This is a genomic window from Gallicola sp. Sow4_E12, assembly GCF_052116305.1.
GTDB lineage: Bacteria > Bacillota > Clostridia > Tissierellales > Peptoniphilaceae > JBQKLI01.
This window is the reverse complement of the sequence record NZ_JBQKLI010000012.1, coordinates 1-19,003: the sequence shown is the minus strand read 5'-3', so window position 1 is coordinate 19,003 and position 19,003 is coordinate 1. Positions and strand designations below refer to the sequence as shown.

General features: G+C 37.5%; 21 protein-coding genes. 16 read left to right on the top strand and 5 right to left on the bottom strand.

Annotation, left to right across the window (positions count from 1 at the left end; genetic code table 11):
* The first annotated feature begins 5 nt into the window (after positions 1-5).
* The 9 genes from hisC to ACTQ46_RS07555 all read left to right on the top strand — a co-directional run bounded on the left by hisC (position 6) and on the right by ACTQ46_RS07555 (position 8,369).
* Positions 6-1,076: a histidinol-phosphate transaminase gene (gene hisC, locus ACTQ46_RS07595; protein WP_441748632.1), complete on the top strand. Its 1,071-nt coding sequence runs from the start codon at positions 6-8 to the stop codon at positions 1,074-1,076.
* The gene (gene hisB, locus ACTQ46_RS07590; RefSeq protein WP_441748630.1) at positions 1,069-1,656 is read left to right on the top strand and encodes an imidazoleglycerol-phosphate dehydratase HisB; all 588 of its coding nucleotides are present in this window, start codon (positions 1,069-1,071) and stop codon (positions 1,654-1,656) included. Before hisC ends, hisB begins: the two co-directional genes overlap by 8 nt.
* A gap of 8 nt (positions 1,657-1,664) precedes the next feature.
* On the top strand, positions 1,665-2,273 hold the full coding sequence (gene hisH, locus ACTQ46_RS07585) for an imidazole glycerol phosphate synthase subunit HisH (protein ID WP_441748628.1): 609 nt from the start codon (positions 1,665-1,667) through the stop codon (positions 2,271-2,273).
* Position 2,274: 1 nt separating this feature from the next.
* A complete protein-coding gene (gene hisA, locus ACTQ46_RS07580; RefSeq protein WP_441748626.1) occupies positions 2,275-2,982 on the top strand; it encodes a 1-(5-phosphoribosyl)-5-[(5-phosphoribosylamino)methylideneamino]imidazole-4-carboxamide isomerase in 708 nt (235 codons plus the stop codon).
* 10 nt (positions 2,983-2,992) lie between these two features.
* Positions 2,993-3,745, top strand: coding sequence for an imidazole glycerol phosphate synthase subunit HisF (gene hisF / locus ACTQ46_RS07575; protein ID WP_441748624.1), 753 nt, complete (start codon positions 2,993-2,995; stop codon positions 3,743-3,745).
* A 9-nt stretch (positions 3,746-3,754) separates the two neighbouring features.
* Positions 3,755-4,360, top strand: a complete 606-nt coding sequence (gene hisIE / locus ACTQ46_RS07570; protein ID WP_441748622.1) for a bifunctional phosphoribosyl-AMP cyclohydrolase/phosphoribosyl-ATP diphosphatase HisIE — start codon at positions 3,755-3,757, stop codon at positions 4,358-4,360.
* A gap of 265 nt (positions 4,361-4,625) precedes the next feature.
* The gene (locus ACTQ46_RS07565) at positions 4,626-6,017 is read left to right on the top strand and encodes a glycine--tRNA ligase (RefSeq protein WP_441748621.1); all 1,392 of its coding nucleotides are present in this window, start codon (positions 4,626-4,628) and stop codon (positions 6,015-6,017) included.
* 138 nt (positions 6,018-6,155) lie between these two features.
* Positions 6,156-7,424: a Glu/Leu/Phe/Val family dehydrogenase gene (locus ACTQ46_RS07560; protein WP_441748619.1), complete on the top strand. Its 1,269-nt coding sequence runs from the start codon at positions 6,156-6,158 to the stop codon at positions 7,422-7,424.
* 63 nt (positions 7,425-7,487) lie between these two features.
* On the top strand, positions 7,488-8,369 hold the full coding sequence (locus ACTQ46_RS07555; RefSeq protein ID WP_441748617.1) for a DNA-3-methyladenine glycosylase family protein: 882 nt from the start codon (positions 7,488-7,490) through the stop codon (positions 8,367-8,369).
* Between the two features lie 6 nt (positions 8,370-8,375).
* Here the strand turns inward: ACTQ46_RS07555 and trhA are convergent, their stop codons facing one another.
* Both trhA and ACTQ46_RS07545 read right to left on the bottom strand, forming a co-directional pair.
* A complete protein-coding gene (trhA, locus tag ACTQ46_RS07550) occupies positions 8,376-9,014 on the bottom strand; it encodes a PAQR family membrane homeostasis protein TrhA (protein WP_441748615.1) in 639 nt (212 codons plus the stop codon).
* A complete protein-coding gene (locus tag ACTQ46_RS07545; RefSeq protein WP_441748613.1) occupies positions 9,007-9,513 on the bottom strand; it encodes a DUF1836 domain-containing protein in 507 nt (168 codons plus the stop codon). Before ACTQ46_RS07545 ends, trhA begins: the two co-directional genes overlap by 8 nt.
* A gap of 272 nt (positions 9,514-9,785) precedes the next feature.
* Here ACTQ46_RS07545 and ACTQ46_RS07540 point away from each other — a divergent pair, with 272 nt between their 5' ends.
* The 4 genes from ACTQ46_RS07540 to ACTQ46_RS07525 all read left to right on the top strand — a co-directional run bounded on the left by ACTQ46_RS07540 (position 9,786) and on the right by ACTQ46_RS07525 (position 14,496).
* Positions 9,786-10,070, top strand: a complete 285-nt coding sequence (locus tag ACTQ46_RS07540) for a co-chaperone GroES (RefSeq protein WP_441748611.1) — start codon at positions 9,786-9,788, stop codon at positions 10,068-10,070.
* 13 nt (positions 10,071-10,083) lie between these two features.
* On the top strand, positions 10,084-11,703 hold the full coding sequence (gene groL, locus ACTQ46_RS07535; protein WP_441748609.1) for a chaperonin GroEL: 1,620 nt from the start codon (positions 10,084-10,086) through the stop codon (positions 11,701-11,703).
* Positions 11,704-11,824: 121 nt separating this feature from the next.
* A complete protein-coding gene (locus ACTQ46_RS07530; RefSeq protein ID WP_441748607.1) occupies positions 11,825-13,957 on the top strand; it encodes a molybdopterin-containing oxidoreductase family protein in 2,133 nt (710 codons plus the stop codon).
* A gap of 62 nt (positions 13,958-14,019) precedes the next feature.
* Positions 14,020-14,496, top strand: coding sequence for a pyridoxamine 5'-phosphate oxidase family protein (locus ACTQ46_RS07525; RefSeq protein WP_441748605.1), 477 nt, complete (start codon positions 14,020-14,022; stop codon positions 14,494-14,496).
* Positions 14,497-14,531: 35 nt separating this feature from the next.
* On the opposite strand, the gene ACTQ46_RS07520 is transcribed toward ACTQ46_RS07525, so the two are convergent.
* A complete protein-coding gene (locus ACTQ46_RS07520; RefSeq protein ID WP_441748603.1) occupies positions 14,532-14,798 on the bottom strand; it encodes a hypothetical protein in 267 nt (88 codons plus the stop codon).
* 120 nt (positions 14,799-14,918) lie between these two features.
* On the opposite strand from ACTQ46_RS07520, the gene ACTQ46_RS07515 reads away from it, so the two are divergent.
* The 3 genes from ACTQ46_RS07515 to guaA all read left to right on the top strand — a co-directional run bounded on the left by ACTQ46_RS07515 (position 14,919) and on the right by guaA (position 18,199).
* On the top strand, positions 14,919-16,049 hold the full coding sequence (locus tag ACTQ46_RS07515; RefSeq protein WP_441748601.1) for a GTPase: 1,131 nt from the start codon (positions 14,919-14,921) through the stop codon (positions 16,047-16,049).
* 175 nt (positions 16,050-16,224) lie between these two features.
* Complete coding sequence (locus ACTQ46_RS07510) at positions 16,225-17,181, top strand: polysaccharide deacetylase family protein (protein ID WP_441748599.1); 957 nt, start codon at positions 16,225-16,227, stop codon at positions 17,179-17,181.
* A 76-nt stretch (positions 17,182-17,257) separates the two neighbouring features.
* Positions 17,258-18,199, top strand: a complete 942-nt coding sequence (guaA, locus tag ACTQ46_RS07505; RefSeq protein ID WP_441748597.1) for a glutamine-hydrolyzing GMP synthase — start codon at positions 17,258-17,260, stop codon at positions 18,197-18,199.
* Positions 18,200-18,279: 80 nt separating this feature from the next.
* Here guaA and ACTQ46_RS07500 read toward each other — a convergent pair whose 3' ends face one another.
* Positions 18,280-18,513, bottom strand: a complete 234-nt coding sequence (locus ACTQ46_RS07500) for a tyrosine-type recombinase/integrase (protein WP_441748710.1) — start codon at positions 18,511-18,513, stop codon at positions 18,280-18,282.
* Positions 18,510-18,866, bottom strand: coding sequence for a site-specific integrase (locus ACTQ46_RS07495; protein WP_441748595.1), 357 nt, complete (start codon positions 18,864-18,866; stop codon positions 18,510-18,512). The genes ACTQ46_RS07500 and ACTQ46_RS07495 overlap by 4 nt, the downstream gene beginning before the upstream one ends.
* Positions 18,867-19,003 lie beyond the last annotated feature (137 nt).

Here is a 19,003-nt window from a genome sequence, read left to right as displayed (position 1 = left end):
TTATAATGACAAATTTTATGAGATCCTGTTTAAGGGATTTTAAGGAATATCAAGTGGCTGAGATTAAAGAAAAATTTGTAATCAATGCCAACGAGAATCCAAATAATATTATGGAAGACGAGGTGATCCGGGAAAAAGCAGTTGAAATTTTATTAAATACGAATTTCAACCGCTATCCGGATCCTACGGCGAAAGAATTAAAAAAAGAAATTAAAAATTATTTAAACTGCGAAGAATATTCTGTAATTGTAGGAAACGGGGCAGACGAAGTGATTTCCTATATTACAAGAACATATTTGGAACCGGGGGATGTGGTAGTGACTCATCTTCCAACCTTCGAAATCTATGGACTGGATACAAGAATTATGGATGGAGAGGTTGTCCAAGTTCCGGATAAAGAAGGGTTCGTAGTCGATACAAAAAGGATTATCGAAGAAGCGAATGATAAGAACGCCAAGCTGATTTTCCTTTGCGTCCCGAATAATCCTACTGGATATACGATACCAAAAGAAGAAATAAAAGAAGTTATTGAAAAGACAGAGGGGCTTATTTTATTAGATGAAGCCTATGTAGAATTTTCTGAGAAGGATAATCTGGATCTTCTAAAAACAGGAAGGGTTATTGTTTTAAGAACATTATCGAAAGCTTTTGGTTTTGCAGGATTAAGACTCGGGTATGGAATTTCAACACCAGAAATTATATCTTGTATCGAGAAAGTAAGAGAACCCTACAATCTAAATTCTTTTACACAAAAGATGGGGGTTATGGTTCTTCAGAATCGAGATCGTATTTTAGCGAAGAATATTAAAATTATAGAATTAAGAAAAGAGCTTAGAGATCGTCTTTCTGCTTTTTCAGAGGTTAAGATTTATGACAGCCAGGCGAACTTTATTCTAGTGGAGACAAACCGCCAGGAAGAACTTCTGAAAGCGTTAAAAGAAAGAAGCATTCTAGCAAAAGGCTATACCGGCAGAGAAGAGCTGAACAATTGCATACGCTTAACCGTTACGACAGAGGAGCTGAATGATTTGATTATAGAAGCTTTCGAGGAAGTTCAGGTGAAGGCTTATGACTAGAGTTGGCAGTATCGGTAGAAAGACAAATGAGACATCCATAGAATTGAAATGGTATTTAGAGGATAAAAAAGGTTTTATCGGAACGACAGGAATCGGATTTCTAGATCATATGATGACTCTTTTTGCAAAGCATTCCGGAACGACTATCGAATGCGATGGAAAAGGTGACTTGGAAGTGGACACCCATCATCTTGTAGAAGACTTAGGAATTTGTCTGGGGTTGTGTCTTCTAGAAGCTTTAGGAGACAAGAAAGGTATCGAAAGATACGGAGCCTTTACTTGTCCAATGGATGAAACCTTGACGCAGGTCAATATTGATTTGAGCGGAAGAGGTTATTATGTTGGAAACTTTGAGCTTAAGAGAGAAAAACTGGGAGATTTTGAAACAGAGATGCTTCGGGAATTCTTATATGCTTTTGCAATCAACGGGAAGATGAATCTGCATGTTAATGTGCTTTATGGTATGAATGACCACCACATTGCAGAATCGATTTTTAAAGCATTAGGCAGAGCGTTAAAAGAAGCGGTAAAAGTAGATGAAAACAATGATGAAGTCCCTTCTACAAAAGGTGTATTATAGGAGATAAAATGATAGGTATTATAGATTATGAAGTAGGAAATCTATTTAATGTTCAAAGGGGTTTAGAGCGGGTAGGCTTGGACTCTGTTATAACAAGAGATCCTAAAAAATTACGGAATGCGGAGGCGATTATTCTTCCTGGAGTAGGAGCCTGCCGAGATGCTATGGAAAATCTCCATCGTTTTGCCTTGGTAGAAGAAATCCGGAAAAACGTGAAAGAGGGGAAATTGTTTTTCGGCATTTGTTTGGGGATGCAGCTTTTGTTTGAAAAAAGCTACGAAGGGGGAGAATACGACTGTCTATCCCTGATGGAGGGAGAAGTTGTTCCCTTTGAAACAAATTTAAAGATTCCACACATGGGATGGAATACTTTGAAAATCCACAAAGAGTCGCCTTTGGTAAAAGGAATCGATGGAAGATATGTATATTTTGTCCACTCGTTCTTATTAGATCCGAAATACAATAAGAACATAATAGCAAGTACAGAATATGACGGGGTTGTGCCGGCGATAACGGGTAAAGACAATGTATACGGTATGCAGTTCCATCCGGAAAAAAGCGGAGAAACGGGAATGATGATTCTTCAAAATATGAAAAAGATGATTAAAGGAGAATAAGATGATTATATTACCAGCTATAGATATTAAAGGCGGACATTGTGTAAGATTATCTCAGGGCAAGGAAGAGGAAGAAACGAAATATTTTGATGATCCTGTAGAAGTTGCAAAAATGTGGGCGGATCAAGGTGCGAAATATCTTCATATTATCGATTTGGACGGAGCATTTGGAGACAGCGATGTTAACTTCGATATTATAAAAAAAATGAGGGAAGCGGTAGATATTCCTGTAGAAGTAGGCGGCGGCATACGTACAGTTGAGATTGGGGAAAAGTATATCGATGCTGGAATAGACAGGGTTATTATCGGTACGATGGCAGTAAAAGAACCGGAAAAGATCAAAAAACTTGTAGAAAAACATGGCCAAAAAATTGCTGTTTCTGTAGACTGTAAAGAAGAGAAAGTGGCTGTGAAAGGCTGGGTTGAGGAAACAGAACTTAATGTATACGACTTCTGCCGTGAATTAAAAGAGATGGGTGTGAAGACGATCATTCATACAGATATTTCAAAAGACGGCATGCTATCCGGACCGAATGTAGAGGTGCTTCGCAACCTCCAGGAAAAAATCGGCGATAATATTATAGCTGCTGGAGGCGTAAGTTCTATGGCTGATTTTATTGCCTTAGAAAAAGCCGGTTTATATGGTGCGATTACCGGAAAGGCGTTATACGAAGGGAAAATCAAAATGGAAGAGATTAAACAATTTTAAGGGGATGAGCATGTTGGCTAAAAGAATAATACCTTGTCTAGATGTAAGAAATGGCAGAGTTGTTAAAGGAAGAAAATTCGAAGGGATCCAAGATGTTGACGATCCTGTAAAATTGGCTAAAAAATACTGTGACGAGGGTGCAGACGAGCTGGTTTTTTACGATATCACAGCAAGTCATGAAGACCGTGATATTTTTATAGATGTAGTTAAAAAGGTGGCGGAAGAGGTTAATATTCCTTTTACAGTCGGAGGAGGAATCCGAACTGTGGAAGATTTTAAAAAGGTTCTTCGTGCCGGTGCAGATAAAGTTTCCGTAAACTCTCAAGCGGTAGGAAATCCGGATCTAATCAAGGAAGCAGCGGAAGTTTTCGGCAATCAATGTGTTATGCTTTCCATTGATGCTAAGAAAAATGGAGATTCTTGGGATGTTTATGTAAAGGGCGGAAGAGAAAATACAGGACTAGACGCTGTTGAATGGGCAAAGAAAGGCCAAGAATTAGGGGCTGGAGAAATCTGTATCAACTCTATCGACGAAGACGGTGTTAAGGGCGGATACGATATTGAATTAAACAGAAGACTTTCTGAGGAGCTTACGATTCCGGTTATCGCTTCTGGAGGAGCTGGAGAGATGGTTCACTTCAAAGAGGTTTTGGAAGCGGGTTCTGACGCAGCCCTTGCTGCATCTGTTTTTCATTATGATGAAATTAAAATTCCAGACTTAAAACAATATTTAAAAGATGAAGGGATAGAGATCAGACTCTAGGAGGTAGAGATGGAAATAAAATGGAATGAACAAGGACTTGTTCCTGCAATTGTACAAGATGCGGTTACGAAAGAAGTTCTTATGATGGCTTATATGAACGAAGAATCTTTTAATAAAACGGTAGAAACGGGTCAAACTTGGTTCTACAGCCGCTCTAGAAAAGAGTTGTGGCATAAAGGAGAGACCTCTGAAAACACACAGGAAGTTGTTGAAATATCTTTAGACTGCGATAGTGATACTGTCCTTGTGACAGTCATACCGGAAGGTCCTGCCTGCCATACAGGAGAAGTCAGCTGTTTCTATAATTCTGTGAAGAAATTCAAAGATGTTCCAAATCGTATGATGCTTTTTGAAGAGTTTGATAAAATTGTAGAGCGAAAAAATAATCCTGTAGAAGGTTCTTATACGAATTATCTATTCCGAGAAGGGATAGACAAAATATGTAAAAAAATCGGAGAAGAGTCTACAGAAACGGTAATCGGAGCAAAAAATAATTCGAAAGAAGAAGTAGTCTATGAAGCCAGCGATCTTTTATATCATTTAAATGTTCTTTTAGTCAATCAGGGGATCACCTTGGATGATTTAATGATAGAAATCGAGAACCGTTATAAATAAAACTTGATTTAAAAATTCGGCTATATTATGATTAGTACTATAGTTGAAAATAAAGCGATGAAGGAAAAAATCTACTATTCCGAAGTGTAGAGAGTCTGCGTATGGTGAAAGCGGAACGGAGGAGGTAGAGGGGACTTCTGGAGCGATTAAAAATAAGTGATGATCATAAAGGTCATAAACAGGGTGGAACCGCGGAAAACTTTTCGTCCCTGGCATTAGCCAGAGAAAAGTATACGCGGTTTTTTTGAATTTTAAGGAGGATACTATGACGAAAGAAGTTATGATGGAGAAAATTGTCAGTTTAGCAAAAATGAGAGGATATGTATTTCCGGGTTCAGAATTATACGGAGGTCTTTCCAATACATGGGATTATGGTCCTCTTGGAGTGGAACTTAAAAACAATGTAAAAAAAGCATGGTGGAAAAAATTTATCCAAGAGTCTGTTTATAATGTGGGACTTGATTCTGCGATTTTGATGAATCCTTCTGTTTGGGAAGCTTCAGGCCATTTAGGCGGTTTCTCAGATCCCTTAATCGACTGTAAAGAATGTAAATCGAGATTTCGTGCAGACAAGATTATCGAAGAACATTATCAGAATAAAGGAGAAGATGTAACAGGACTAGACGGAAAAACAGGGGAAGAACTTGTTCAGATGATCGACGAAGAAGGAATCAACTGTCCAGAATGCGGTGCTCATAATTTTACGGATATTCGTAAATTTAATCTGATGTTTAAAACATTCCAAGGCGTTACAGAAGAATCAACAGACGAAATTTACTTGAGACCGGAAACGGCACAAGGAATTTTTGTGAACTTTAAAAATGTCCAAAGAACTTCCCGTAAAAAAGTTCCTTTTGGAATCGGACAAATCGGTAAATCTTTTAGAAATGAAATTACTCCTGGAAACTTTATTTTCAGAACAAGAGAATTCGAACAAATGGAATTAGAATTCTTCTGCAAACCTGGAGAAGATCTTGAATGGTTCGAGTACTGGAGAGAGAAATGCTATAGCTTCCTTACATCTCTAGGAGCAAATGAAGATCATTTACGATACAGAGATCACGGTGAGGAAGAGCTTTCTTTCTACAGCAAGGCGACTACGGATATCGAGTACTTATATCCTTCTGGATGGGGCGAGTTGTGGGGAATCGCCGACCGTACTGATTACGATTTAAAACAGCATATGGAATTCTCAGGCAAAGACTTGTCTTATCAGGATCCGATCACAAACGAGAAATATGTACCATACTGTATAGAGCCGTCAGTAGGGGTAGACAGAATGTTCTTGTTGTTCTTGGCGGATGCCTATGAAGAAGAAACACTGGAAGATGGAACGGAAAGAACAGTTCTTCATCTTCATCCGGCTCTTGCTCCTTATAAAGCGGCGATTCTTCCTCTAACGAAGAAATTATCGGAAAAAAGCGATGAGGTTTATGGGGAATTATCAAAATATTTCAATATTGATACAGATGTATCAGGGTCTATCGGAAAAAGATACCGAAGACAAGACGAGGCAGGAACACCTTACTGCATCACAATTGATTTTGATACTTTAGAAGACGATACTGTTACAATCCGCGATCGGGATACTATGGAACAAAAACGAGTGAAAATTGAAGATCTAAGAGACTTCTTGGAAAAAGCACAGGAATTTTAATGACTTATAAAGTTTTCTATCAATATTTTTCATTACGTAAAATAGATGATATACTAAGATAGATATTTAAAAAAATACTTGTATTATTATAAATGAGATGGTAAAATGAACTGTAATTTTTTAAAGGAGGTACCATTCGTGAGTAAAGAAACATTAAATCCGTTGGAAAGTGCGCAAGCACAAGTTAAAAAAGCCTGTGATAAATTGGGCTTAGAATCGTATGTATATGAGATTTTAAAAGAACCTCAAAGAGTGATCGAATTGTCTATCCCTGTGAAGATGGATGACGGCACAACGAGAGTGTTTAAAGGTTTTCGTTCAGCTCATAATAATGCAATGGGACCGACTAAAGGCGGATTGCGTTTTCACCCGGCTGTTACAAGAGATGAAGTAAAAGCTTTATCGATTTGGATGACATTTAAATGTTCTGTAGCGGGACTTCCTTATGGAGGCGGGAAAGGCGGAATTATCGTAGATCCGGAAGAGCTTTCAGAAAGAGAATTGGAAAGATTGTCAAGAGGTTTTGTGGATGGTCTATACCGCTATTTAGGCGAAAAAATCGATATTCCTGCACCGGACGTTAATACGAACGGCGAAATTATGTCCTGGATGATCGACGAGTATTGTAAATTGACAGGAGAGCAGACTATCGGTGTATTCACAGGAAAGCCGCTTTATTTCTGGGGTTCTGAGGGAAGAAACGAAGCCACAGGATATGGTGTAGCTGTGGCAGCGAGAGAGACTCTTAATAAATTAGATATGGACATGAATAAAACTACATTTGCAGTACAAGGTTTCGGAAATGTAGGAAGTTTTTCAGTGAAGAACCTTCAAAGAATGGGCGGAAAAGTAATCGCTGTAGCAGAGTGGTCTAAACAACAAGGCAATTATGTGATTTATAACAAAGAAGGCCTTGATTATGAAGATCTTGCAAAATACAATGAAGAAAATAATGGTTTATACGGCTATCCGAAAGCAGAAGCAATTTCTCCAGAAGAGTTTTGGGCTTTAGAGGTAGATGTTATCGTACCGGCAGCGTTAGAAAATGCCATCACTAAAGATGTTGCTGAGACACTTAAGGCGAAAGTTGTTATCGAAGGAGCAAACGGTCCTGTAACAATTGAAGCGGATGAAGTGCTAAACAATAAAGGTGTTACAATTGTACCTGATATTTTTGCGAACTCAGGCGGAGTAACAGTATCTTACTTTGAGTGGGTACAAAATATATACGGATACTACTGGAATGAAAAAGAAGTAGAACAAAAAGAAGACGAAACTATGGTAAAAGCTTTCAATGCTATCTGGGATATGAAAGAAAAACATAATGTGCCAATGCGCGACGCAAGTTATATGTACTCTGTAGAAAGAGTTTACAAAACGATGAAAGTCAGAGGATGGGTACAATAATCTAAAATTTTAAGCGAGGGAACTGTTCAATAACAGTTCCTTCTTTTTAAATAAAGGAAAAATATGGAAAAGAAAATTAGCAAAAATAAATATTGGATCGAAAATTTCGATCCGCTGCAGGTATTAAGTTGCGGACAGGCATTTCACTGGGATATGGAAGAAGACGGATCTTTTACTACAGTGCATAAGGATCAGTGGGCAAATGTCAAAAAAGAGGGAAAAAATATATCTTGGATTTTTTCCGAGAAGGACCGAAAAGAAGAGTGGTTCTCCTATTTTGATCTGCAAACAGATTACAAAGGGATTATTGAAAGAATCGATACTATTCCTCTTATGAAGGAAGCTACGGAATACGGCAAAGGCATAAGGATATTGAAACAAGACCCCTTTGAAACGATCATAACCTTTATTATTTCTGCGAATAATCATATTCCTAGAATTACGAAGGCAGTAAAAGATTTGTCGAGAATATACGGAAAGGAAATCGGCGAATATAATGGAAGAGCCCTTTACTCCTTTCCGAATCCGGGAGAGTTTTCAAAGGCCTCGCAAGAAGAACTGCGAAATATTATAAAGGTAGGCTATCGAGATAAAGCCTTAATAGAAACTGGAAAAAGAATCCTTTCCGGAGAGTTTGATTTGGCAAAAGCAGGGAGTCTTTCCACAGAGGATTTAAGAAAAGAGCTGCTGGATCTTCCTGGAGTAGGGCCGAAGGTTGCGGATTGTATTCTTCTTTTTGCCTACCAGAGAATGGAGGTGTTTCCAGTAGATGTGTGGAGTCATCGGGTAATGGAGGAATATATTTTCGGAGAAAAAGGGAGCAAAAAGGAGATTCATCAAAAATCTGTAGAATTATTCGGCAAAGAGGCAGGTTACGCCCAGCAGTATCTATTCTATTACGGCAGAGCGAAAGGCATCGGAAAAAAAGAAAAGAAACCTCGTTAAGGTTTCTTATGCTAGATAAAGATAAATACCTATAAAATGGCATATAGCTGCAATGAGTACAAAAAAATGCCAGATGACATGATTATAATAAAATCGTTCGCTTTTATAAAAGTAGGTCCCTGCTGTATAAAGAATACCGCCGGCTACAATCCATAGAAGAAAATTAACGGATGCATTGGCTAGAATAGGTTTTATAACGAAGATCGCCAGCCAGCCCATGATAATATAAAGGAACGTCGAAAGCCCCTTGTATTTATCATAATTATTATAAGTGAATATTTTATAGCTGGTTCCAATAACAACACAAGCCCAAACAATAGTCATCATCAAAACTCTCAGCCAGCCCTCTAGTACATTCATGAGCACCGCGGTATAAGATCCGGCGATAAAGAAATAGATAGAAACATGATCGAATATCCGCAAGATACGTTTTAGATCTCGGTTGGATGTGATGTGATAAATGCTGCTGGAGAGAAAAAGCAGGATAAAACAGAAACTATAGATGCTGAAGGAGACTATTTTTGTCATATTGCCTTCTTGTACTGCTGGAAAAATCAGTAGGACGGCAAAGATAATTCCTAAAACAACTCCAGTTAAATGGGTATAAAAATTCCATCGTTCATATTTTAATTCTCTACTATTCATTTATAAAGTCCTTCCTTTGTTCTAGTATCGTTTGTTTTGTGAAGTATTTTCCCCATAAAGAAAGTCCCGCCAGTTCAAATGGACCTTGTTCGCAGAGGTTGATCTGTCTTTGTTCGCCATGATAAAGATGCCACATCCATTCATAAGTAGTTTCCAAAGACAAGCAGAACAGGTCGTAGGCTTTGTCGTTGGGGTTGCTCTTTAAGGCGACGTTTATGGCTGTTTGTATTTCGGACATGGTAAGGACAGGCTTTAAGATTGTGATAACCATAAGCTGGCTTAGATGGCTCTTGTTGTATTTCTTGCGTTCTGGTTTCGGCATGATTTTCTTTTTTACATAATTATTGACCATAGATTTTGAAAGAATAGTGTCTTCATAAAAAAGAGAAAAATCTTCCAGCTGGTCGACGACGATTTGAATCATTTGATCGATATAGAGATCAAAATCCGGCAGTTCGTCCCATCGCTGAAAACAGATCGGTTTAAAGTTGCTGTTCATAATGCACCTGCTTTATATAACTTGATTATCTAGTATTGGATACTACATCCATCATAAATCTTATAGCAGCAAGTTACAAATTTCAAAAGGAAAGAATATTACTGAAAAACGAAGAAAATAATAGATAAAACACCTAAAAGTTGCAAAAATAAAAAAATAATATTTAAATCAGCTCTTGTAAGTTGACGACAAATAGATTATTATAAGTATAGTACTGTTAGCACTTACAACACACTAGTGCTAAGAACTATTAGCTCAAGGAGGAATTTATTATGGGATTAAAACCAATCGGTGAAAGAATAGTAATTAAAATGATTGAAGAGCAGGAAGCAAAAACTTCTTCAGGTATTGTTTTGCCAAACTCTGCAAAAGAAAAACCAGAAGTAGCTGAAGTTGTTGCAGTAAGCGAAGAGATTTTAAATGATGACGATACAAAAGATGTAATAAAAGTAGGCGATAAAGTTGTTTATTCAAAATATGCAGGAACTGAAGTAACAATAAAAGATGAAGAATATATTGTTGTAAAATTAGATGATGTATTAGCGATTGTTGAATAGGAGGTTAAAAAGTATGGCAAAAGAAATTAAATTTAGAGAAGATTCCAGAAAGTTAATGGAAGCTGGAATCAATAAATTATCGGATACTGTAAAAGTGACATTAGGACCAAAAGGAAGAAATGTCGTATTAGATAAAGAATTCGGTTCTCCCCTTATTACAAATGACGGAGTTACAATTGCGAGAGAAATCGAATTAGAAGATCCTTTCGAAAATATGGGTGCTCAGCTTGTGAAAGAAGTTGCAACGAAAACTAATGACGTTGCAGGGGATGGCACAACAACAGCTACACTTTTAGCTCAAGCGATTATTCGCGAAGGATTAAAGAATTTAGCTGCCGGAGCGAATCCTATGGTTCTTCAAAAAGGAATCACAAAAGCAGTAGAAAGAGCAGTAGAAGAGATCACAAAATTATCTCATTCTGTTGAAACAAGCGAAGCGATCGCTCAAGTTGCTTCTATTTCTGCAGCGGATGAAAAGGTAGGAAAACTAATTGCGGAAGCAATGGAAAAAGTAACAAATGACGGCGTTATTACTGTAGAAGAGTCAAGAAGTATGGGAACAAATCTTGAAGTTGTAGAAGGAATGCAGTTCGATAGAGGATATGTATCTCCTTATATGGCATCTGATACAGAAAAAATGGTCTCTGAAATGGAAGAACCTTATATTCTTGTGACAGATAAAAAGGTAACAAGTATTCAAGATATTCTTCCATTATTAGAAGAAATCGTAAAAGTAGGAAAACCTCTATTTATTATTGCTGATGATGTAGAGGGAGAAGCGATGGCGACTTTAGTTCTTAATAAAATCCGTGGAACATTCGATTGTGTTGCTGTAAAAGCTCCAGGTTTTGGAGACCGCAGAAAACAAATGCTTGAAGATATCTGTATCCTTACAGGGGCAACTCTTGTAACAGAAGATTTAGGATATGAATTAACAGATGCTACTGTTGAAATGCTTGGTAGAGCAAGAAGAGTAAGAGTCAGCAAAGATGATACTGTTATTGTTGACGGAGCTGGGGAAGAAACAGCTATTGCAGATCGTGTAAACCAAATCAAGGCTCAAGTAGATAATACAGAGTCTGAATTTGATCGTGAAAAACTTCAAGAACGTTTAGCGAAATTATCCGGCGGAGTAGCTGTTATCCAAGTAGGTGCTGCTACAGAAACTGAAATGAAAGAAAGAAAACTTCGTATCGAAGATGCTTTAGCTGCGACAAGAGCCGCTGTAGAAGAAGGGATTGTACCTGGAGGCGGAACAGTTCTTATTAATGTAATTCCAGTGCTTGAAGATCTTCTAAAAGAAGTTGATGGAGACGAAAAAACCGGTGTTCAGATTATCTTAAGAGCTTTAGAAGAGCCGATGAGACAAATCGCTGAAAATGCTGGATTAGAAGGATCTATTATCGTTGAGAAAGTAAAGAAAGCAGATAAAGATATCGGATTCGACGCTTACAACGAAGAGTATGTAAATATGTTTGAAAAAGGAATCGTAGACCCTACTAAGGTAACACGTTCTGCACTTCAAAATGCATCCTCTGTTGCTGCAATGGTATTAACTACAGAAGCAGCTGTTGCAAATATCAAAGAAGATGAGCCGGCTATGCCGCCAAACCCAGGTATGGGATATATGTAAGAAATACTTCGAGCAGAGAGAAATCTCTGCTCTTTTTCTTTGTGCAAAATTTTTTATCTTGACCCGATAATATTAACATTATAGTATTTCTATTAAGATGATAAAGAAAAAGGAGATGGAAATGATCAACAAAAAATTTAAAGAAGGGATATGCGGAATTTGTCCCGGTGCATGCAATGTTAATATCGAGTTTCAAGATGGGAAAATTTATAAACTACGTCCTTCAAAAATACATAAACCTTCCGCGGTCTGCTTAAGAGGATCTAAAGCGGAGGGGATAGTTTATTCTAAAGACCGTTTAAAAACGCCCCTCATTCGCAACGGAAAAAAGGGCGAATGGCATTTTAGAGAAGCTACTTGGGAAGAAGCATTGGATACAGCTTGTGAAGGTTTTAAACATGTCAAAGAAAAATACGGGGCAAAGGCCTTGGCGAGCCACATGGGAAGGGGAACCTTTGAACAAAGTTCGGAAGATTTTTTAAAAATTGCAAACCCAGACGGAACAAGACCCGGATTTTTTGCACCGCTAGGTTCTCCGAATAACGGATCCGTTGGATCGCTATGCTATAATGCATTCGGAACCTTCGCTCCGATGACGACATTCGGGCTTAGAGGGGGAAATATTGCTCCTGATTTGGAGAATGCAGAGTTTATTGTAGTTTGGGGAACAAATCCTATTGCTGGTTCTCCTCCTTTCATGTATCAAAGGCTTAAAGCTGCAAAAGAAAAAGGAACGCCTATTTTAGTAATAGATCATTATCATTCGCCTATTGCAAAGTTTGCGGGAGAATCCTTGAGAATCAAGTCTGGAACGGACGGAGCGCTAATACTTTCCTTAATGCATATCATTATAAAAGAAGAGCGATACGATTACCGTTGGATAAAAGAATATACATACGGATTCGAAGAATTAAGAGAATATGCGAAAGAATATACTCCTGAAAAAGTTTCTGAAATTACCGGAATTTCAGTAGATGATATTTATAGTCTGGCTAGAAAAATAACGGAAGCTGATACAGCACTGTTGACTTATACAGGGTTGGAGTATTCGAAATGCGGAGTTCAAACCATACGGGGCATCTACCTCTTATGGGCTTTAGCCGGAAATCTAGATATTCCTGGGGGACTTCTTTTGAATACAGCTAAAAAGAACAAACGAATGAAGACGGTTTTTTATAACGACTATGAGGCGGAACCTATAGGAAAAGAAGAATATCCGCTGTTTGAGGCTCTTACAGGAAGTCCGCAGTTTTTGAAGTTTCCCCAAGCTGTGTTGGAAGAGAAGCCTTATAAAATTGCAGGTCTTTTAAATGTAGGAGCTTGCATGAGTGTGAACTATCCAAATACTGAAAAAATGGAAAATGCTCTAAAAAATCTTGAAATCTTTGTAACTGTCGATCGTTTCCCTACAAGGGATATGCTTTATGCTGATGTTGTTCTTCCTGCTACCACTTATTTTGAAGACTTGAGCTACGTTACTTATCCCGCCCATGCAAGAATTCGGGAAAAAATCATCGAACCGATCGGAGAGTCAAGACCGAATGTGTTTATTCTTCATGATATTGCGGAGCGAATGGGATACGGCGAGCTGTATCCTAAAGACGAAAAAGAATTGCTGGAAATGGCCTTTGAAGAAATGCCTGAAATGGTCGAGAAACTAAAGGGACATCCGGAAGGTGTTTCTTTTCCGGCACCGTCTGAAAGACAGTATAAAAAATACGAAAAGGGTCTGCTGAGAGAAGACGGGAAAAAGGGATTTCCAACGAAATCCGGCAAAATAGAATTCAAGTCCCTTCTATTAGAAGAATATGGCTATGAACCTCTTCCTAAATTTACATCTATAAGCGAAGATCAAAACTATGAAGAGACCGTGAAAAAGTATCCTCTGATCTTTAATTCAGGAGCTAGAATACAGACTACTTTCCGAACACAGCATTTAAATATACCCGAACTGACGAATTTGTCGCCTCTTCCTTTAGTATTGATCAATCCGGAGGATGCTCAGAAAAGAAATATTAATTCTGGAGACAAGGTTATATTAAAGACTGTAAGAGGAGAAATCCCCTTGTATGCTAAAGTTACAGAAGATGTGCAAAAAGGAGATACAGAAATAAATGTAGGGGGAGGAAATTTCATACAGAAGGAAGAATGGGCAAATGCCTGTGTAAACCTTCTTACATGCGATAATATAACGGATCCGATTAGCGGTTTTCCTGTATTTAAAGCCCTTCTTTGCGAAATAGAAAAAGTTTAAGAGGCTCCTTTGGGAGCTTCTTTTTTTATCGATATGATAAAATAGGAGAAAAGGAGAAATCTATGAGAAGAAAAGATCGAGAAATTAAAACCCCGGAAAAGATAGAAGAGATCATAAATCACTGCAAAACCATACGCATAGGAATGCTGGAAGATCAGGCAGTTCATATCGTCCCCGTTAATTTCGGATATAAACGAGAAGGGGATAAATTTGCTTTTTATATACATAGTGCAAAAAAGGGTCATAAGGTAGATGTTTGGGAGAAAAATCCTAGAATCGCCTTTGAAATGGATCATGAAATTGGACTCAACCCAGGACCGAAAGGCTGCGATTACGGATATTTTTATCAATCTGTTATAGGTCAAGGAGAGATAGTTCTTTTGAAAGAGCCGATACAAAAAGAAAAGGCTCTGAATCAAATTATGCTTCATCAGACAGGGCGTTTCTTTGAATTCACAGAAAAGAATCTAGAAACTGTAAATGTTTATGAAATTGCTGTTAGGGATATTGTGGGCAAAGCCTGCCTTCCAAAAGAATAAAGAATCCGCAAAAAAGCGAAGCTTAAAAGCTTCGCTTAATCTGTTTCTTCTTTGATTTCCTGATTTGTATGGCCTTCGTACGGATCAATACCCTCTTCAAGTTTTTTTACATAGGCATCGAACTCTTCTTCGCTTTCAAAAGAAATTCTGCGAAGGATTGTGTTTCCCGCTTCGATTTCAAAGGGATCTTTTGTATAAATATCGACAGAGCCGACTGCAGTATTCATTTTATTTTTATAATATTTTCTTTCATTCGTTTCCAATAATAAAACTTCTTGTCCAATAGGATGATTAACGCGCATAATTTCACTTCCTTTCAAATTTATATGTTTAGTTATATATATCCCATATTTTAAGAATTATGCAGTTTTTAAAGAAAAATAATAATGGGTATAGATAATTTAACAAAGAGGGTGAAAAATATGAATCATGGTGATATAGATATAATCAGTGAAATTTTAGAAAAAACTCAAGAAGAAATTGAAAATATGAAACCTGTCAGTATTATGCTGATCGGGAAGACCGGTGTGGGGAAAAGTACATTAATCAACAATCTTTTTCGTGAAAATATAGCAGAAACAGGAATTGGAAAGCCGGTTACAGACCATCTGCAAAAAATAACAAAAGAAGGTGTCCCCTTAGTTCTTTATGATACTAAAGGGCTGGAGTTAGACCCTTCTGTACAAAAAGAAGTGCGCCATGAAATACTGGATACAATAAAAGATAGTTATAATTCCCCAGAAGAAGAGGGAATTCATTTGATCTATTATTGTATCAATGCAGCCGGCGGACGGATTGAAGAGATGGAAATTGATTTTATAAACGACTTGGGTAAAATCATCCCGCTCGTTGTAGTATTAACACAATCCATCGGGGATAATGGAAAAAAACTGGCAGAATATATAAGAGGACTTGATATAACTGCAAAGGCTGTTATTCCTATACTAAGCGAAGATTACAAGATATCCGATGATATTGTTCTGCCGTCTTTTGGGCTTAGAGAATTATTGGAAGAGAGTTTCAAATATCTGCCGAAAGAGGTAGAAGGGTCTTTTAACAATGCCCAGCAAGTGGATTTGGAAAAGAAAGCTGATTCCGCCAGGCGCTGGGCGAAGCGCTATGTTACGACTACCTTCGGTGTAGGATTTACCCCGATACCCTTTTCAGACTCTGCAGTATTGGTTCCTATGCAGATCGGTATGCTTGCCCATATTACGGCAATCTTCGGAATCAGCATGGATAAACAGAAAATTGCATCGATTGTAGCTGCTGTAGGGGGTACAGGAGGAGCGACATTTTTAGGAAGGACTATCGTTGCCAATGTTTTAAAATTTATACCTGGAGCCGGTACGATTGTAGGGGGAGTGATTTCGGGAGGAACTGCATCTATTATCACTATGGCCCTTGCTTATAGTTATATTGAGGTCCTTACGGTTATAGCATATCAGGAATCTTTGGGAAGAAAGATGGAGCTCGAGGATATTCATAAACTTATGAAGGAAAGATTTCGAGAACAGTTAATCAAAAGAAAAAGCAAGAAAGATAGACAATAGTATAAACCCCAGTAACACCAGAATGAAAATCGATTGTAATATATTCTGGTGTTTTCTTTTTGTCATAAAGTCTTTGATATATATTGGATTTTGAATCGAGGTTTTAGTGATATACTATCATAAGAAATAGTTATACTAGAGTATTTATATGAATATCAATTATAGGAGATGTATTATGACAAATCGGGAGAATGCAAGAAAGAACCGAAGGAAAAGAAGGGAAAAAAGAAAAAAGATAGTTTTATTTGCTTGTGTGCTGATGTCATTTTTAATCATTAAGGGATGCGGGCTCAATACTTCAAATCAGCAAAACCCAGGAGAACAGGACGCTGGCAAAGAGGTGAATCTGGTTTCAAAAGAAAAGGAAGCAAAAAAAGAAAAACAGGCTAAGGTAGAAGAAGAGAAAAGAGCCATAGCTAAAAACTCTAATCACATCAATGCTGCCTCAAAATACGCTTACGATACGAAAGAAATCCGCGATATGATGACAGGCAAAATCGAGTCTGATGGCAAGAAAGTTGCTTTTTTGACATTTGACGATGGCCCCAATAATAAGATTACTCCTCAAATTTTAGATACATTAGACAAAGAAAATGTGCCTGCAACATTCTTTATAGTAGGTTCTAGAGTGACAGAAAATGTTAAGGATGTTGTAAATAGAATCATTAAAGACGGTCATGGCATTGCCCTTCATAGTTTTTCACATGATTATCATAAGCTTTATCCCGGAAGATCCGGCAATACTGAAAACATCTTAGAAGAAATGAATAAAGCAAATGAAGCGCTGCAAAATATTCTCGGAAAAGATTTTAGTACTCATGTACTTCGTTTTCCAGGTGGACATATGTCCTGGAAGAATATGGAAGGACCTACAGAGGCTCTTGCCAGCAATGGGATGGAGTGGATCGACTGGAACTGTCTTGTAGGAGATGGGGAAAGAAAAAGTGTGAGACCGACATCAGCTGCCGGACAATTAAAATATGTTAAATCGACTCTTGAGCAAAATGAAAACAAAGACAAGGCTGTGGTGCTTCTTCATGATGCAGGAAACAAGCAGTTGACGGCAAATGCTCTTCCTCAAATTATTCAATATTTGAGAGATAGCGGATACTCCTTTGGAATACTGAAATAATTATTTTTTGCAAAAAAATAAATCAAGATTTCTATTAGTATGATATAATGTATAAAGTAAAAAGGGGGTTTCTTCTATGAAAAAATTTGTCGAAAAAAGTATTAAAGAGATTAAAGAACAGATAGGGGATAAAAAAGCAATTTGTGCCTTATCCGGAGGTGTTGATTCTTCAGTTTGTGCTGTTTTGGTGCATGAAGCGATTGGCGATAATTTAACCTGTGTATTTGTCGATCATGGTCTTTTAAGAAAAGGCGAAAAAGAACAAGTTGAAGAAACTTTCAGAAATCAGTACAATATTAATTTAATTGTAGTGGATGCAGAGGACCGTTTCTTAAGTAAGCTTGAGGGCATTACAGACCCTGAGCAAAAAAGAAAAATTATCGGAGAGGAATTTATCCGTGTATTCGAAGAAGAACAGCAAAAATTAGAGGGCTACGACTTCTTAGTACAAGGAACAATTTATCCTGATATTTCAGAAAGCGGTCAAGACGGACATGAGATTGTAAAAAGCCATCACAACGTTGGCGGGCTTCCAGAAGACGTAAACTTTGAGCTGGTAGAGCCTTTACGCACACTTTATAAAGAAGAAGTAAGAGAAGTGGGCCGTGAGCTTGGAATGCCGAAAGAAATTGTAAACCGCCAGCCATTCCCGGGACCAGGACTTGGCGTACGCTGTTTAGGAGAAGTATCTAAAGAGAAATTAGATATTTTAAGGGAAGCAGACTATATTTTCAGAGAAGAAGTAGCGAATGCAGGACTTGATACTGAAATTTGGCAGTATTTTGCAGCGATGCCTGATTTCAGCGTAACAGGTGTAACAGACGGAAAACGCACCTATTCTAGAACCATCTTCTTAAGAGCGATCAATACAGAAGATGCTGTAACTGCAACATGGTATCCATTTGAAATGGAATTCCTTCAAAAAGTTTCAGATAGAATCTGTGCAGAAGTACCGGAGGTCAATCGAGTGCTTTACGATATTACTCAAAAACCGCCAGGAACAATTGAATTCGAATAAAACACAAAAAGGCTACAACCTAGTTATATCAACGGTTGTAGCCTTTTTTATTTGCTAAAGCGTACTAAAAACGTACTAATTTATTTGATTTTATTATTTTTATCAAATTCCTCTAATAAGTCAACGGTTCTTGTGTCATCTTTGGGATATAGATGAGAATACGTATTAAGTGTAGTCTCTACCTTATCATGACCTAATCTTTTAGCGATAGCGACGGGATTTACTCCTAAATGAATCAGCATACTAGCGTCACTATGTCTTAAGTCATGGATTCTAATTTTTTCAAATCCGGCTTTCTTGCTGCCTCTTTCTATTTCATGATGAAAGAATCTTTTTGTAATTGGAATATTCTATCTGTGTCCTTAGGTTTGTATACCTGTTTTTTAACTTCATACGCTTGTTTTATGGTGTTTTCTGTCAAAGGTATATCCCTGATACTCTTAGGGGATTTAGGGTCTGTAATGACGTCTTTATCCTTAATTCTTTGATAGGACTTAGTAACATGAAGGATTTTATTCTCTAGATCAATATCATTCCAAGTTAAAGCCAGCAATTCACCAACTCTTAAACCTGTCCAGAAAAACAGATGAAAACCAAAATAAGATAAAGGTTTGTCCTTTACGTTTTCTACAAAACTGTTAAATTCTTCTAAAGACCATATATTCATTTCTTCAGCGTTTGTCTTTCCTATATTGGATAGGTTACACTTAGTTGGACAGATTTCTTAAGGTCATATAAAATTAAAACAATAAGACTAAGGAGAATCTGAATATGGCTAAAAGAAAGCGTAGAGAATTCACGGAT